The 15,824-nt window shown below is 50.0% G+C and carries 11 protein-coding genes; 4 read left to right on the top strand and 7 right to left on the bottom strand.

Annotated elements, in window-relative coordinates; all coding sequences use genetic code 11:
• Positions 1–22 precede the first annotated feature (22 nt).
• The 3 genes from ACYUJT_RS18345 to ACYUJT_RS18335 are packed head-to-tail and all read left to right on the top strand — an operon-like array spanning position 23 to position 3,452.
• Entirely contained in the window at positions 23–736 is a 714-nt protein-coding gene (locus tag ACYUJT_RS18345) for a polyphosphate polymerase domain-containing protein (RefSeq protein ID WP_460324879.1), read from the top strand.
• Between the two features lie 5 nt (positions 737–741).
• A complete protein-coding gene (locus ACYUJT_RS18340) occupies positions 742–1,443 on the top strand; it encodes a DUF4956 domain-containing protein (protein ID WP_460324876.1) in 702 nt (233 codons plus the stop codon).
• Positions 1,440–3,452: a CotH kinase family protein gene (locus tag ACYUJT_RS18335; protein ID WP_460324873.1), complete on the top strand. Its 2,013-nt coding sequence runs from the start codon at positions 1,440–1,442 to the stop codon at positions 3,450–3,452. Before ACYUJT_RS18340 ends, ACYUJT_RS18335 begins: the two co-directional genes overlap by 4 nt.
• Positions 3,453–3,568: 116 nt before the next feature.
• On the opposite strand, the gene ACYUJT_RS18330 is transcribed toward ACYUJT_RS18335, so the two are convergent.
• Positions 3,569–6,397 (bottom strand): carbohydrate binding domain-containing protein, encoded by a 2,829-nt coding sequence (locus ACYUJT_RS18330; protein WP_460324870.1) that lies wholly within the window; start codon positions 6,395–6,397, stop codon positions 3,569–3,571.
• Positions 6,398–6,847: 450 nt separating this feature from the next.
• Between ACYUJT_RS18330 and ACYUJT_RS18325 the strand changes: the two genes are divergently transcribed.
• Positions 6,848–7,102: a GlsB/YeaQ/YmgE family stress response membrane protein gene (locus ACYUJT_RS18325; RefSeq protein ID WP_155609948.1), complete on the top strand. Its 255-nt coding sequence runs from the start codon at positions 6,848–6,850 to the stop codon at positions 7,100–7,102.
• An 85-nt stretch (positions 7,103–7,187) separates the two neighbouring features.
• Here ACYUJT_RS18325 and ACYUJT_RS18320 read toward each other — a convergent pair whose 3' ends face one another.
• The 6 genes from ACYUJT_RS18320 to ACYUJT_RS18295 form a co-directional block, all read right to left on the bottom strand.
• Positions 7,188–8,777, bottom strand: coding sequence for a response regulator transcription factor (locus ACYUJT_RS18320; RefSeq protein WP_460324866.1), 1,590 nt, complete (start codon positions 8,775–8,777; stop codon positions 7,188–7,190).
• Positions 8,734–10,155 (bottom strand): ABC transporter substrate-binding protein, encoded by a 1,422-nt coding sequence (locus ACYUJT_RS18315; protein WP_460324863.1) that lies wholly within the window; start codon positions 10,153–10,155, stop codon positions 8,734–8,736. The genes ACYUJT_RS18320 and ACYUJT_RS18315 overlap by 44 nt, the downstream gene beginning before the upstream one ends.
• A 30-nt stretch (positions 10,156–10,185) precedes the next feature.
• Positions 10,186–11,907 (bottom strand): cache domain-containing sensor histidine kinase, encoded by a 1,722-nt coding sequence (locus ACYUJT_RS18310; RefSeq protein WP_460324860.1) that lies wholly within the window; start codon positions 11,905–11,907, stop codon positions 10,186–10,188.
• 64 nt (positions 11,908–11,971) lie between these two features.
• A complete protein-coding gene (locus tag ACYUJT_RS18305) occupies positions 11,972–12,841 on the bottom strand; it encodes a carbohydrate ABC transporter permease (RefSeq protein WP_460324857.1) in 870 nt (289 codons plus the stop codon).
• Positions 12,838–13,794: a carbohydrate ABC transporter permease gene (locus ACYUJT_RS18300; protein WP_460324854.1), complete on the bottom strand. Its 957-nt coding sequence runs from the start codon at positions 13,792–13,794 to the stop codon at positions 12,838–12,840. The genes ACYUJT_RS18305 and ACYUJT_RS18300 overlap by 4 nt, the downstream gene beginning before the upstream one ends.
• Before the next feature lie 99 nt (positions 13,795–13,893).
• Positions 13,894–15,243 carry an extracellular solute-binding protein gene (locus ACYUJT_RS18295; RefSeq protein ID WP_460324851.1) on the bottom strand — a complete coding sequence of 450 codons (1,350 nt, stop codon included), beginning with the start codon at positions 15,241–15,243 and terminating at the stop codon, positions 13,894–13,896.
• Positions 15,244–15,824: the final 581 nt, after the last annotated feature.

The following is a 15,824-nucleotide window of genomic DNA, read 5'->3' as shown; positions in this document are numbered from 1 at the left end:
GAAAAGAGGTGTACAAGCATTCATGAACACGAAACTCAACTTTCGGCACGAACTCAAATTTTTAATCAACCGGCAGCAATACTTCCTTTTGCGGCAGCGATTGACTAACCTGATGGATCATGATCAGCATGCAGGCTCTAACGGGGAGTACCACATCCGCAGCCTCTACTTCGACGACATTGATAATACGGCGCTGCACGAGAAGCTGGGGGGAATCCGCCAGCGCTGCAAATACCGCATCCGTATCTACAATATGCAGGACGACGTGATCCATTTTGAGAAAAAAATTAAACTGAACGACTACATCGCCAAGGTGAAGGAGCCAATCACCCGCGATATGTACCATTCCATACTTGACGGCGACTTTCAGGTTCTTAACGTACCGGAGAAGCCGCTTCTAATGGAGCTCTACCAGCAGATGAACCACCGGCTGCTCAGACCGAAGGTTATCGTGGATTACGTGCGCGAGCCGTTCGTCTTTGCAAACGGCAACGTCCGGATTACGTTTGACAAGGATTTAAGAACGGGGCTGCATGCGGTCGATATTTTCGATCACCAATTGCAGCCGGTATCCGCGATCGACGATAAGCTCATCATTCTAGAAGTCAAATACGATGAATTCATCCCCGAGACAATCCGGGCCGCGCTCCAGTTTGATGGGCTTAGCCGCCAATCCGCATCGAAATACGTCATTTGCTGCAAATATCTTAAAGAAAACTCATGGGAGGATTATTGATCACTATGGAAACGACAACTAATGCATCATCCACAACCTTTAGCGACATTATCAAAAAATCGGTGCTAAGCAACTTTACATCCGATATCAGCCTGTCCAAAATTCTCATCACGCTAGGCATCGCGTTCATCATCGGCCTCTTTATTTTTATTCTATACAAAAGAGTATTCAGCGGCGTACTGTACTCGAAAAGCTTCAACGTCTCGTTGATCGGCATGACCTTGGTGACGGCGATGGTCATCATCGCGATCAATTCCAACCTGATCCTGTCGCTCGGCATGGTCGGCGCCCTGTCGATCGTCCGCTTCAGAACACCGATCAAAGATCCTACCGATCTGATCTTCCTGTTCTGGGCCGCTGCCGCAGGCATCGTCACCGGTGCAGGCTTCTACACTCTGGCGGCCATCGGCTCCGTCATTATCGGGCTGGTACTATTCCTGTTCATTAAGAACTCCACATTGGAGACACCTTATCTGCTCGTGATCAACTGCAGCGGCGATGAGAGCGAGCAGGCGATTCACCGGGCCATATCCGGACTTGTCAAACGCTATAATGTGAAGCAAAAAACCGTATCTCCCGGCAACATCGAGATAACGCTGGAGGTTCGCCTCCGCGACAGCGAAGGCGTGTTCGTCAACCGGATCTCCGAGCTGGACGGAGTGAGAAACGCCGTGCTGATCAGCTATAACGGGGATTATGTATCATGATCTTTAGGCTGAAGAGCGCTCTGAAGGTGCTGTTCCTTGTACTTATGTGCATTGGGCTCGCCGCGTGCTCCGCTGCCAATGCGCCGGCCTCCTTGTCTTCCAGCAATCATGGCACGGCTGCCACCAGCACTTATAACCCTACATCCGGGTCGGCTGCGGCCCAATTTCTCGACGAGGTTGTTTTCCCCAAAGAAAAAGTCGTCGACGTAAAAATTACGATCGATCCGGACGATTTCCAGGACATGCTGGACAATGCCAGCGCCGAAGAATATAAACCCGCCTCCGTAAATTATAACGGACAGCAGATCGACAATATCGGCATCCGCACGAAAGGCAACTTAACTCTGCGCAGCGTGGTACAAATGAGCGATTCGGACAGGTACAGCTTTAAGCTGTCTTTTAACGAATACGTCAATCAAACCTTGGGCGGGCTTGAAAAAATCAATCTGAACAACAATTACAGCGATGCCTCTTATATGCGGGAGTATCTCGCTTACGAGCTGGCGGAAACGATGGGGCTGCCGACACCGAAATATTCATTCGTCAACATTTATATCAACGACGAGCTGTGGGGCTTCTACCTGGCCGTCGAGCAAATCGGGACCGCGTACTTGGAGCGTCATTTCGATAATGCTTACGGAGCCTTGTACAAAGGCGTCATGACGGGCAGCGGCAGCGATCTGCTCTGGATTGACGATAACCCGGAATCATACACCGGGCTGGAATTGAAGTCCAATTCCCATAACGGAAACGTGCTGACTGCTATGCTGGACGAATTGAATCATGGCACTGACTATGAAAGTGTGCTCTTTGTCGAGGAGGCTTTGAAGTATATTGCCTTGAACGTAGTCACGAACAATACCGACAGCTATATCGGCGGCAACAAGCAAAACTATTATTTGTACGAAGAAGACGGTGTGTTCTCCATTCTGCCTTGGGACTACAACATGGCCTTCGGCGGATTGGGCGGCGGCATGGGAATGGGCATGGGACGCGGCGGCCAGTGGCGCAACCCTACAGCGGGGAACGCAGCGGACGAGGCAATTACCGATGTCGGCAGCAATGCTGACGGCAATGCGGGAAATAATGCAGCTGCTCCGCCGCAATTGCCAAACGGCGACGCCTGGCAGCCTGCTGTAAACAACGAGGGTCAAGCAGCAGATGCGATGCCGGGACAAACCGGCGCAGCGCTGCTGATCGACGAGCCTACCCAAGGGGCGCTAGCCGATCGCCCTCTCATTGCCAAGCTGCTAGCGGTGGATGCTTATAAAGATAATTACCACGACATCATTAGAGAGGCGATCGAAGGCTATTTATCGGAGGATAGTTTCTCGTCACGCGTGGAGCAATTGAAGCAGATGATCTCCGAATACGTTGAGCAGGACCCTACTGCATTCTATACGTATGAAGAATATCAACAAGGCGTATCGGATTTACTAGCGACCAATGCGAAGCAGGTCGACAACATTGCCCGGCAGCTCGCCGGAACGATTCCTTCCTCCGGGGACGGATCGGGCAGCGGCGGCATGGGTGGCGGCATGGGCGGCAGATTCGGAGCGGGCGCAGCTCCGGGCATCCGCAATAATGTCGATGCCCCCGCAGCCGCTGGAGAGCAAGGCGCTTCCGCAGATCAGCAAGCGCCGAATCAGCTGGGGGTAGAAGCAGCCCAAACGGGACAAGACCTTACGGCACTGCAAGGCGCTAACTCACCACAATCAGAGCAAGGAGCACCGGCAGAGCAAGGGGCAGCCCCTGCTCTCGGCAATCAGGCAGCTGCTCCTAATGGGCAAGCGCCCCAAGATGGGGTCCAAGGCGGAAGACGTGCCCCGGACGGTATGGGCTTTGCCCCTCCAGATGGCTTTGGCGATCCCGGCGAATTTTGGGGGGCCGGACAGCAAGGCCGGCAGCAGCAGGGCAGTACGTCAGAGGCCATGACAGCGGGCATATCGCTGCTTGCCTTGCTCGCTGCCTGTGTATTCGTATTTTATTTCCGGCGAAAGCGGCTTTAGCATATTAGAAACCTCGCCCCAACTTCTATAGCTTGGCCATATGCAAGAATGCCCCGGTATCACAGATGCCCGGGGCATTCTCTATTTGATTTTCTATTAATAATTGCCTGCTTATTTTAAGCAGCCTCCGCACCTTCCTGCGGAGCTTCTTCCAGCGAGAATTCCTCCTCTGCCGGTTGAGAACTCTCTGCCCCTGGCACAAGATACAATACATTCGCAGACCCTGCAGCTGCCGGAGCGCCCGCTACGATTTGTCCATTCCCGTTGTACGTCCACGTTCCAGTTGCAAAGAAATAGTTATTCATATTGTTGCTGTCCCAGTTGCCTTTGCCATCCGTGAAGCAGGCTTCGAGACGGGAAGCCGTTCCGATATCTACGGTGTATTTGCTGTAGCCCGCCGCCCCGGAGGCTTCCATCGCCACGCCCGGAACCGCCGTCCATGTTCCTCCTTCGGGACGATAATGGATATACGGCGCGGTGAAGCCATGCTTATAGTAGACAGTCACCTTGTTTCCACCCGTTCCAGGACTGCCCGTCCCGTCCGGATTCGAGTCATGCCACTGCTGACCGTCATACCAGCCATCCGAGGTGCGGACGAATCCCGGTTGGTTCTGACCCGGGTTCTGTTTGCCCGAACTGTCTTTAAATATGACCGTTGCACTGTCCACGCCTGCGATTTTATAGGAATACCAATCCCCCGAAACCTTCGTCATCGCCGGAGATGCGGCCCATGTCGGCTCGCTTACCTTTGGCGAGGTGTTATAGTAGTACAGGTAAGGTGCTCCCCAATCTGCTGGCTTCTTGAAGTAAATGGTCAGCCCGGCATCGGGATTCTTCTTCGTAAAACTGTATTGCTGTGCAGAAGAACCCTCCCCGTTCGCGGCATACAGCCTCAACGTGATGGATTCGTCAAATCCGATAGTGTTCCCGATCGTAATTACCGTACCGTCTGTATACGGAATGCCCTGCGATGGGTCGCTGCCATCCAGCGTGTATTTTCCAGATTCCGCTTTTTTGACATGGAGCGTAACGGTTAAGCTATTTGTTTTGAAGCTTCCTCCCGCAGGCGATGCAGACACCGCAGGCAGGTTCGACTCGGCCGTCTGTTCGATCAAGATCAAACCATTTGCATGCGGTGTAAACGTAGCCAACCCGCCGGTTACAACGGTCTCATTTCCCGTGTAAGCATCGCGCACCGTGCTGCCGTCAGAGAACACCGATGATACATTTACCTTCGTCGTACCTGATGCCCCCATCACGACCACGACTCGATCTTCGCTGCCGTTCTTCGAATACGTCCGTTTGAAGGTATAAGGAGCATCCGCGATCTTGGCATGGCTGCCAGCCCCTATGGCAAGATGCCGGCTGCGGAATTGTCCGACCTTCTGCCAATGCGACAGGACATCCTGATTCAGGCTGCTCCAATTCATGGAGGAACGGGTCCCTTGCTGCGGATCCGAGCCCGTATCGCCGAACGCTCTCGCCGCCTCATCCCCGTAGAACGTTTGTACTGCTCCCGGCAGCAGCAGCAGGGCGCTGCCCGCCTGGATCAGCCGACTGCGGTCATATAAACGGGTGTCATGCGATGAAATGTAGCTCAGCACATTGAAATTCGGATCGCTGTTGATTTTGGAGGCATAATCAGCATAAGTGCCTTCCAAGGCATTCAGATTGCTGTCCTGGAAGCTGAAATTAATGACCGAATCGAAGCCGTAATTGAAATATTCGCTTTTGCCGACGCCATGTCCCCAGACCTCTCCGGTCATCCAGAAGCCGTCCTTCCAATCCGCTCCCGGCTTGCTCGGGTTGTTCTGTCTCCATCTTTGCAGCGCTGCATTGCTCTCGTTCTTCAGCTGCTGCCAGCGGCTAAGCTCCACATGTTTTGCCGTGTCGGCCCGAAAGCCGTCAATTCCGAACTCTTCCACCCAAGCAGCCAGCATTTTCACAATATGATCAGCCGGAGCGATACCCAGATCCTTGCGCAAACCAGAGGCTGCCGGCACAATCCAAGCATCATGCCCGGCCGTTTCCTTCGCCCATTTCGTCTTCAAAATAGGAGCAAGCCCCACATTGCTGGTCACATTCGTCCGGAAATCAGGCAGGTTGCCCACGCACTGGGTCAAGTCACTGCCGCCGCAATTCTCATACCCCGCGATGCCTGCCCGAACCCAACTGCCCCACCAGCTTGACCATGCGGACGCATTATTATAATCGATCAGGTCATGAAAGCTATGCCAGGTTTGGCCGCTGCCCGGCGTCCAGCTGGCACCGATGCCGTTTCTTGCCCCGAAGCCGTATTCCTCCATATCCTTCAGAGTGGAATATCCCGGATGATTCAGAACGACGTCCAATACGACACGGATGCCCTGGGTATGCGCCAAATCCACAAACTCCCGCATATCGCTGACCGTCCCCATGTTGCGATCCATCATCGTATAATCAAGCGCGTAGTATCCGTGATAGCCGTAATGGGCAAAGTCTCCGCCGTTTCCTCCCCCGACCCAGCCATGCATTTGCTCATAGGGAGCAGAGATCCAGATCACATTCGTGCCCAAATCGGTAAAATAACCCTCCCGGAGCTTCTGCGTCATGCCCTTCAAATCCCCGCCGTGAAACGTGCCGATATTTTTCCCGGTGGCGTCCCTTTGCGGGCGCCCATAGGAATTGTTATTGCTGGAATCTCCGTCCAGGAACCGATCCATCAGCACAAAGTAAACGTTTGCATTATCCCAGCTAAAAATCCCGTTTTGTGGTTCCGCGGCACTTGCCTGAGCGGCGGCGTTTGCAGCGGCCAGCTGCACAAGCGGCTCATTGACAGCTTGGGGTTGTGGAAATTCCTGGGTGTTCTCAGCCTTTACAGCCCCCAAAGGATTCATTAAGAGCGAAGTTGCCACAAAAATAATACTCAACCATAAGGCAATAAACTTTTGAGCTTGCTTATACATGACTTCTCCTCCTCAATCTTATAAACTTAACTTTCAGCACCAGTCCTCAGCTCTTTCACCCTCTTTGTGCAAATGTTTGCACAAAAGGCAAAACTTCCCCAATTCACCTCTAACAGCCGTAATTCCATAATTAGTGCAAACGTTTGTATTTTAGGCTAAAAAAATCATTACCTCCCTTCACTCCACATCAACTCCACTACAAAACGCCTTGATGTAAGTGCTTTCAATAAGATTAATGTAAGTTTTGCTTATTTTTGGTAGTTGTTGTGTTGGATTTTACCAGATCAGCTGCCTATTAAACAACCCTTTTTAACAAAAAAATTATTTTTTTAAAAATATCATTATATGACCAACTCAAATTCACGTCAAAAGGAGGGTCATTATGTTTAAAATCGATGGAGGTGGTTAATAGTAGACAGACAAGCTAATCCAAAGATAGAGGTGATAAGAATGGGTTTCTTATGGTCATTAATTATCGGTGGAGTGATTGGCTGGCTCGCAGGATTGATTATGGGCAGAGATGTCCCTGGCGGTGTGATCGGCAACATTATTGCCGGATTCATCGGGGCATGGCTAGGCAGCCTCATTCTTGGCAATTGGGGGCCGGTGATCGGCAACTTCTATTTTGTCCCGGCGTTGATAGGGGCGATCCTCCTTGTTTTCATCGTCAGTCTGATCATGGGTTCCATGCAGAGAAATCGCTAATCGAGCATAGCTAAGTTAATAGTAGTATAAGGACGGCCGGAATTTCCGGCCGTCCTTGTCTAAATGATCCTTACCTGTAATAATCTTAACCGGCCTCCTCCCGATATTCAGAAGGGGTTTTCCCCGTTATTTTCTTGAACACCTGACTGAAATACCGGGGATCCTGGTATCCGACCAGCGGAGCCACCTGATACACCTTTACGTTCGTATTCTGTAAAATGAACTTGGCTTTATCGATGCGGCACTTCGTCAAATATTCCAGGAAAGTATACCCGGTCTCCTGCTTGAACAACATACAGAAATGGCTTATGCTCAGCTCGGCCACTTCGCAGACCTCTTCAATGCTGAGATCTTTATGATAATTGTGAGTAATGTACGAGGTCGCCTTGGCAATGACGGCCTGAACATCTCCCCGCGAATAATTGTCCTTGCCTTGCAATATCCACTCTCCAAAGCAGTCTTTCAAGACGGCAATCATCTCGCTTAGCGTAGGTAGAGCGTGAATCTCCTGCAGCAATCCTTCCAATGACCACTCCAGCAGCAAATTCATCGCTTCGAACTGCCGGTACAGCACGACAGTCAGCTCAACGATCATACGCTCCGCCTGATCCTTCGTTAACGCTTGATTCTCAAATTCGCTCTTCGTCTCGTCAAAGAGCTGCAGCATCCGTTGGCGGTCTAGTTTACGAACGCATTCCAGCAGCGACTCTTCGAGCTTCTTCGGATACTTCACTTCAGAGGCTATAGCAGTCTCGTCGCTGTCTGAGTATACGTATACACCCTCCTCACCGGAATAGAAACGCTGGTACAAGGCCTTCGCCGCCATTTGGTAAGCTTCGTTCAAATGATCGATGCCGACCAGGCTCGGACTGAAGCCCGCAGAGCATGACAGCTTCGTATTCGCTTTGATTTGACGGATCAAATCATTACCTAAGCTCGTCTTTCGCTCGCTCAGCTTATCGGGAAACAAGATCACCCATTCACCACTATGAAAAGGAAAGGCGGTAAGCCCTCCCTGATTCAGCGACCATTCGCTAACGATGTTCCGTATTGCGAACAGCCAAAGGCGCTTTTCTTCGATGCTCCACTGCTCATTAAGCTTCACAAAATGATCCAGCTGAACGACGGCCATGAAATATCCCTGCTCCAGCTCGCTGTTCTCCAGCCAGCGCATATGCTGCAGCGGACTCTGATTTCCTTCGATAAACTCGGCAAACAGCCTCTCCCTGGCAAGCAAAGACAGCACCTGAACCGAGTGGAGCAGCTTATCGTTCTCTTGCTGCTTGTTGAGATGCTTCTTGGCCCGCATAATCATTTCAATCAATTCATCATGATCAATCGGCTTCAGCAAATAGTCAAAAGCCCCTTCACGCAGTGCCTCTCTTGCATACTCAAATTCGCCATAACCGCTAATGAAGATGAACAATCTCTGCGGGTTCTCGGCCAATACTTCCTTCATCAGAGCGATTCCGTCTTTACCCGGCATCCGGATGTCGCTAATAATCATATGCGGTGCCGTCTCGCGCACCAGTTGAAGGGCTTGCTCTCCGTTTCTGGCTTCCCCGGCAATTTCCAATCGAAGCTCCTCCCACGGTATAGCCGCTTTCAAACTGCGCAAAATAATAGGCTCATCATCGACCAGAATCACTCTGTATTTCTCTTCCGTCGACCCCATTTGTGGCACCTCCCGAATTCTTAAAGGGTAAAGAACTTCTTCGCTGATTCCAATAAAGCGTGGAGCTCAGCTGCAATTCTTTCAGCGCTTCCTCTGCATCCAGTTGGCCGCCGATCATTTCCATTACGCCCTTGAGAAAGGATCTCTTGACCTCCGGCGACAAAATGTTGTCATAAGGTACGAAGCTCTGTGTACTCTGCTCCATCAAAGTAATGACCTGGGCAAACACCGGCCCCGTCTTCTCGGGATCAAAGTTGAGTTTGATCGACGGCAAACGCAACCCTTCATAAACGATGCGGCTCTGCACTTCCTTCGTATAGAAACCTTCCAGCAAATCCAGCGCAGCCTCCTTCTTCGCATCATCCAAATTGGACGATAGCCCGATGCCGATCGTATACCCGCCGGCAATCGATCTCGTTGCTCCAAGCCGCATCGCTGGAAATGGGATGACGCCGACCTCATCTTGAAAACTCGATGCAGAACCGTCAACCGCGTCGCTGCGGCGAAACAGATTGATATCCCAATTCCCGTTCAAATACATGGCTGCCCTGCCTATTGTAAACTGGGTGATCGCTTCTTCCGTGGTATAGCTGTTTGCCGAGGAGGCAAACGCTCCTGCCTCGACCCAGTTGGCCAGGTGTTCATAGGCTTTCAAGTATTTTTCGTTTCGGAAATCAAATCCCTCTTCGCCCTGCGACAGCGACTGGATCAGTTCGGATCCCGCATACCGATCCATAAGGTAATGAGCGAAAATGGCCGCCGGCCAGCGGTCTTCATTGCCCAGTGCAAACGGAATATAACCGTTATCCCTCAGCACCTGAATGACACGGTCCAATTCAGCCAGCGTGCTTGGCGCCTCAAGACCAAGCGAGTCAAAAATCGTCTTATTGTAATACAAAGGCTCCGCATTGCCTTCAATCGGCAGCCCGTAAACATGGTTGTCGAAGGTCCATAACTTCAGATCGTGAAATTGACCCTGAAGCCCCCGGTCCTTCACGAACTGACTCAAATCCATCAACCGGTTCGCCCGTGCATAGGGCTCGATTTCAGCTCCTCCGAACAAGACGAACATATCCGGAGGAGTTCCTGTCACCATCTCGCTCTTCAACTGCTGCTCGCGATGCGTGGTCTGGTCCATCCCTTCGAAATTCACTTTAACGTTCGGGTGAAGTTTCTGGTAGTCCGCGACTACGTCCTCAAAAATACTCAGCATTGGCCGATCATGCTCCTTCGTCCAAAAATGGCGGAAGGTAAGCGTAATCTTATCGGTCTGACTCTCCTCGATCGGATCGCGATTGCCCGCCGTAATTAGAAGAACCGATACGGCGAGAACGATAACATATAGCAGCATCCAACCCCAATTTAGCAGCCATTTCATCATGATCCCCCCTGTTTACCTATCGTTATTTTATGAAACAATCTTAGGTATCCGAATTCGAATCGTAGATCCGAATCCCGGGGAGGAACATATCATGATGCCGTAATGTCCGCCAAACCGGATACGCAGCCGTTCATACACATTTTTAAGGCCTACGCCGTTTTCCCGGTATTTTCTCAGCTTGCCCCAGTCCTTATTCCACATCTTCTGCAGCGTTTCCGGATCAAACCCAAGCCCGTTATCCATAACATAGATGAAAATATCACTGCCTTGCTCCTCCGCCCGGATCGTGATCAATCCACTGTCTTCCATCGGCTCGATCGCATGGTATAACGCGTTCTCGACAATGGGTTGAACGATCAGCTTTTGCGTCTTATAATATTTCAACTCATCCGATATTTGCATGTCATAAGCAAACTTATCCTCAAAGCGGAATTTTTGAATATCCATGTAATGCCGGACATGCTCCATCTCCATCTGCAGCGGAATCAGCTCCTGATTCTCGCTGATGCTGATCCGCAACAGCTTGCCGAGAGAGACGACCATCTTGCTGATGCTCTTGTTCCCCTGCAGCACAGCCATGGAATTGATGGATTCCAGGGAGTTATAAATAAAATGCGGGTTGATTTGCGCTACGAGCGCCTGCAGCTCTGCCTCTTTCTTGCGGTTCTGCTCGGTCTCGACCTGCTCGATCAGCTCGTCGATTTGCGTGCTCATCCGGTTGAATCCGTCCACCAGCAAATCCCGCTCGTCATCCGCCGGAAGCCCAGCAGTAATAGGCACAAATATCCCCTGCTGCACTCGCTTCATTCCGTTCACGACGCTAATGATGCTGCCGACCAGCCTGCGTACAAAGAAGCGGTCAAACAGGAACGCCGATACCAGGGACACCAGCACAAGAATCACGGCGATGTTGCGGATCGACATAGACTCCGATGCGATCAGCTTAAATGGTGTAATCGCTACCAATACCCAATCTTTATTATGCGAGGGCAGATAGGTGATCAGCGATTTCTCTCCAAGATACTTATCCACATAATATCCTTTACTGTTGGAATACCCAGCCGAAAGAAAGGGAAATGAAGTCTGTTCCCCGATATGCTCACCAGACTTGTCAAACACGATATTCCCCTGGGTATTCACCAGCAGTATATCTCCTTGCTTCAGCGTTGCTGCTTCCCAGAACACCTGATCCAGAATGTCCGGCTTGATATATATTACGAGAGCCCCAATATCCTCTAATGAATAGTAATCTTTGATCGAACGGGCCTGAATGAGTACCGGTTTCCCCGTTGCGACCGAACCGTTCTCCCCGGGTCCGATCCACACCGGTCTTCCTTCGGCCAATTTCATCTTGTCGTACCAGCTCTGCTGATCCAGCTCTTGGAATGCCATAGAGTCATTAGAACTGTAGAGCAATTGATGTTCAGTGTACAATGCAAACGAAGTAATCATCGGATGATTGAATAGTTTGCTTATCTCTTGCTTGTTCTCGTAGCTTACTCCCGCCTCCGGCACCTTCAGCGTCTGCTGAATAACATCCTGAGTAATCGCTGAGTTCGAAATGGTCGTTATTTCATTTAGCGCAAATTTCAGCTTCCGGTCGCTCTCCTGCAAAGAGATCCAATAGAAGTGACTCGACTTCTTCTCCATGGCATTCGCGAAGCTGAAATACGACACCCCGCCCATCAGGATAACCGGAATGAACACGAGAAGTATAATCGCCAGTAAGATTTTTCGACGGAGCTTCATAACGTTTGCTGCCTCCCCACCATCTTCTAACTGTATTATTCTTCATCGTGTTCAATATTCCTTGCTAGCTTTTGATCGCTCCCGAAGTAAGTCCGGCGATGACCCAGCGGCTAAACAGCAGAAACACGATTAGGAGCGGAAGCGTCGCCGTAAAGGTTGCTGACATGATCATCCCGAAATCAAGGCCGTCCCGGTTCGTGAACAGCTGCTGTAGTGCAAGCTGAATCGTGTAGTTTTCTTTGTTCTTCAGCACGACGAGCGGCCAGAAAAAGTCGTTCCAGACGTTCATGAAATTCAAAATGGCGAGCGTAGCCATTGCTGGCGTAACGACAGGTATCGCAATATTCCAGAATATCCGAAAATGGCCGCCGCCATCGATCCGCCCAGCCTCAATCAACTCAGAATGAACGGCTGAGGATATATACTGCCTCATCCAGAATATGCCGAAGGCGTTAACCATAGCCGGAACAATCAGCGCCTTATAGCTGTCAATCCAGTGCAGCTTTGCCATGATGACGTATTGCGGCAGAACCCCGAGTTGAACGGGTACCAGCATGGTGGCAATAACGAAGACAAACAGTACTTTTTTTAACGGAAACTCATATTTCGCGAAAGCATAACCCGCCAACGTACACAGAAATACGACGGATACCGTCACTGTTGATGCTACGACGACAGAATTCATCAAAGCTCTGAAAAACTCCGTCCGTTCCAAGACGCGTCCGAAATTATTAAAGAACTCCGTTCCAGGCACAAGCAGCGGCGGAATATGGAATGCGGCGGACTTGTCATTTGTCGCGATCACGAACATCCAGTAGAACGGGAATATGGAAGCGAGGGCGCCTACCACCATGAAGATATAGAATAATACTTTGACTGCGATCCCGGCATCGTCCGGTTTTCTTCTTTTCACGTTCATTGCGGCTGTGCTCATGCCTTTGTCCCTCCTGTATCTCCGCCCATGCGGCTGGATATCATCATATTGAGGACGGAGAAAACAATGGTGAAAATAAACAGCATGACCGCCGTTGCGGCCGCTGTACCGAAAAAGCCGTTACGGAACGCCTCACTGTACAAATAAGTGACCATCGTAACCCCTTCCTGACGAGTAGAACCTGTTCCCGTTTGGCCCAGGAAAACGTAAGGCTCGGTAAACAATTGAAGCGCCCCGATCGTGGAAATCAGCGTTACGAAAATGATAAACGGCCGCAGGAGTGGCAGCGTAATGTAGATCATTTGCTGTCCTCGACTTGCCCCGTCAATTTTCGCAGCTTCATAAATATCCGTAGGAATACTCTGCAGACCGGAGAGGAAGATGATGGCGTTATAGCCCATCCAGCGCCACATGACCATTGTAGAGATCGCGATCTTTACGCCCCACCATCCCGAGTTGAAGGCTACGTTTTCCAGCCCCATGCTGTTTAACAGCCAATTGACCATCCCGTTGTTGCCGAACATCGTGCTGAAGACGAGCGTCACGGCGACAATGGAAGTAATATTCGGCATGAAGAACAATATCCGGGACGTATTCTTAAACTTGTTCAAAGCCGAATTTAGCATAATAGCGACAAATAACGCCAAAATGAGCTGCGGAACAGTCCCCATTAACGCCATAATTAGCGTATTGCTGAAAGAAATCCAAAACGTCGGATCGCTGGTGATCAGCTCGTAATTTTTGAATCCGACAAATTTCATCGGTCCGAGAGCATCCCACTTAAAAAATGACAAATAAATCGTAAAGAAGATCGGGTATAGCCCAAAAATGCTAAACAGAATAAAGAAAGGGGAAATAAACGTATACGCCGTCAAGCGGCTTCGCCTTGTCTCTGTCCAAAACGGCTTTTTACTTGCATTTTGAATCGGTTTGGCAGTAGCTATGTCAGCCATCGATGCACCTCCAGGGCAGTTTTTAATAAATCCAAATTCGCAAGAAGATACCATCTTCTTGCGAATTTGGGTGACAAGCTATAAAGAAACGACCATTTATTAGCTGCGTTCTGCCAATGTCTTAGCTTGCTTAATTGCGCTTTCCCACTCTTTGGCCGGATCCGCTTTTCTCTCAAGCACGTTCTTGAGCGCATCCTTGAACATCGTGTCTACTTGGTCGTGAAGCGGACCATAGTATACCGGTTTTACACGTTCAGCCGATTTGGCGTAAGCTTCGGAAATGACTTGTCCGCTAAAGAATTCGTCCTTATCTTCTTTGAATGCCGGCTCCGAGTAGACTGCCGGAATCGAAGGGAACAATCCTTTGCTTTTGAAGGATTTCAGTTGGTTATCCTTGTTTACGAGCCAGGAGATGAACTCATAAGCTTCTTTTGAATGCTTGCCTTCTTTAGGCAGGGTCAAGAATGAACCGCCCCAGTTGCCTGCACCTTCAGGAAGCTGAGCGATGGCCCATTTGCCTGCGGAATCCTGTGCGTTGCGAATCGTACCAGCCATCCACGCAGGGCCTAACATGACGCCGAAATCACCGTCATTAATCGCCTTGTTCCATTCAGGAGACCATAGCAGCGTATTGCCGATCCAGCCTTCTTGAATGCCTTTTACCGTGAAGTCATAAGCTTTCTTCACTTGCGGATTCTTATCTCCAATGAAGGAGCCGTCAGCCTTACTGAAATAAATTTCACCGTCCGCTTGGTCTCGCACCCCGTGATAAACCAAATCCGTCAAATCAGCAAATGGTTTGCCCGTCTTCTCTTTGAATTGCTTTGCTACAGTCGCGAACTTATCCCATGTATCGATCGCTGCACTTAATTCATCCGGGTCTTTTGGCAATCCGGCTTGTTCAATCAGATCTGTGCGGTAATATACAACCGTTGGCCCAATGTCCGTTGGCAGCCCCAATTGGAAGGAGCCGTCCAAAGAAGTTGCCTGCTTCCACTTCCAATCCAGGTAATCGCCTTCAATATCTTTGGCGCCCAGATCATATAGATTGTAGAACTTATCCTGAGCATTGATATAGCGCTCCATAAATGCGATTTCCAACATAAAGATGTCTGGTGCTCCAGAATTAGCGGATAAAGCTGTCGTTAAATTGTTATGATGTGCGGTTTGGTCAGACGTATTTTGAAACTTCACAGTAATATTCGGATGCTCTTTTGTATACTCTTTAGCCAGTTCCTCATAATTTGTCGTTCCAAGCGACCAGAACGTAAGCTCAATTTTCTCACCAGAATCCGTTTTTGCACCTTCACTAGCATTGTCCGTAGCAGCAGGCGTATTTTCTGCATTACCGTTTGCCGTATTCTTGTTACCGCCACCGCCGCATGCCGCTAATGAAGCAACCAGCAGGACTGCAACCAGAACGACCGCCAAGCGTTTCATTCTATCCATTTCAAGACCCCTTTCGAATGTGTAAATCTTTACATCGTAAGTCTATCGAATTCAGGGAATGATTTTGAGATGGCGATATTGCGATTTATGGTTGATATTTTTCTGATTCTTCATCAATAAAGTTGCAACGTATCCCCCCTGTCGCATCAATATGCGAGTTTAGTACCGTTGAAAAGCGTGAAAAGGGATTCTACGGAATGAAAGGTTGGTAGGGTTCTGTACACAGTGCGTGGGGGGCGTGGTGTGTGGAGGGCGTGGTGTGTGGGGGCGTCGACTATTAACGAGTAACTGGGTTGCTGCCTCTGTATTTAGTTCTGTTGATCTCCTACGGACCCTGGTTCCGCTATTTCGCATAAATGCTGCTTTTTCTGGAACTAATGGACACAGCAGACCTTATTCGTGCAAAATCGATGGCTTCGATGTTCATATTCACTAAATAGCGACTTCTGTGTCCGTTAGCTTGCCGATTTCGCGAAAATACAGTAAATAGCGAATCTCTTGTCCGTTAGACCGCGTGTCTTATGCAAATCACACTAAAAAACACAAAGAAGCACTGCTGATACAAAGATCAGCAGTGCTTC

The sequence above is a fragment of the Paenibacillus sp. YSY-4.3 genome (genome assembly GCF_054767475.1).
Note: the sequence above shows the minus strand (reverse complement) of the source record. Positions and strands in the feature narration are given on the sequence as shown.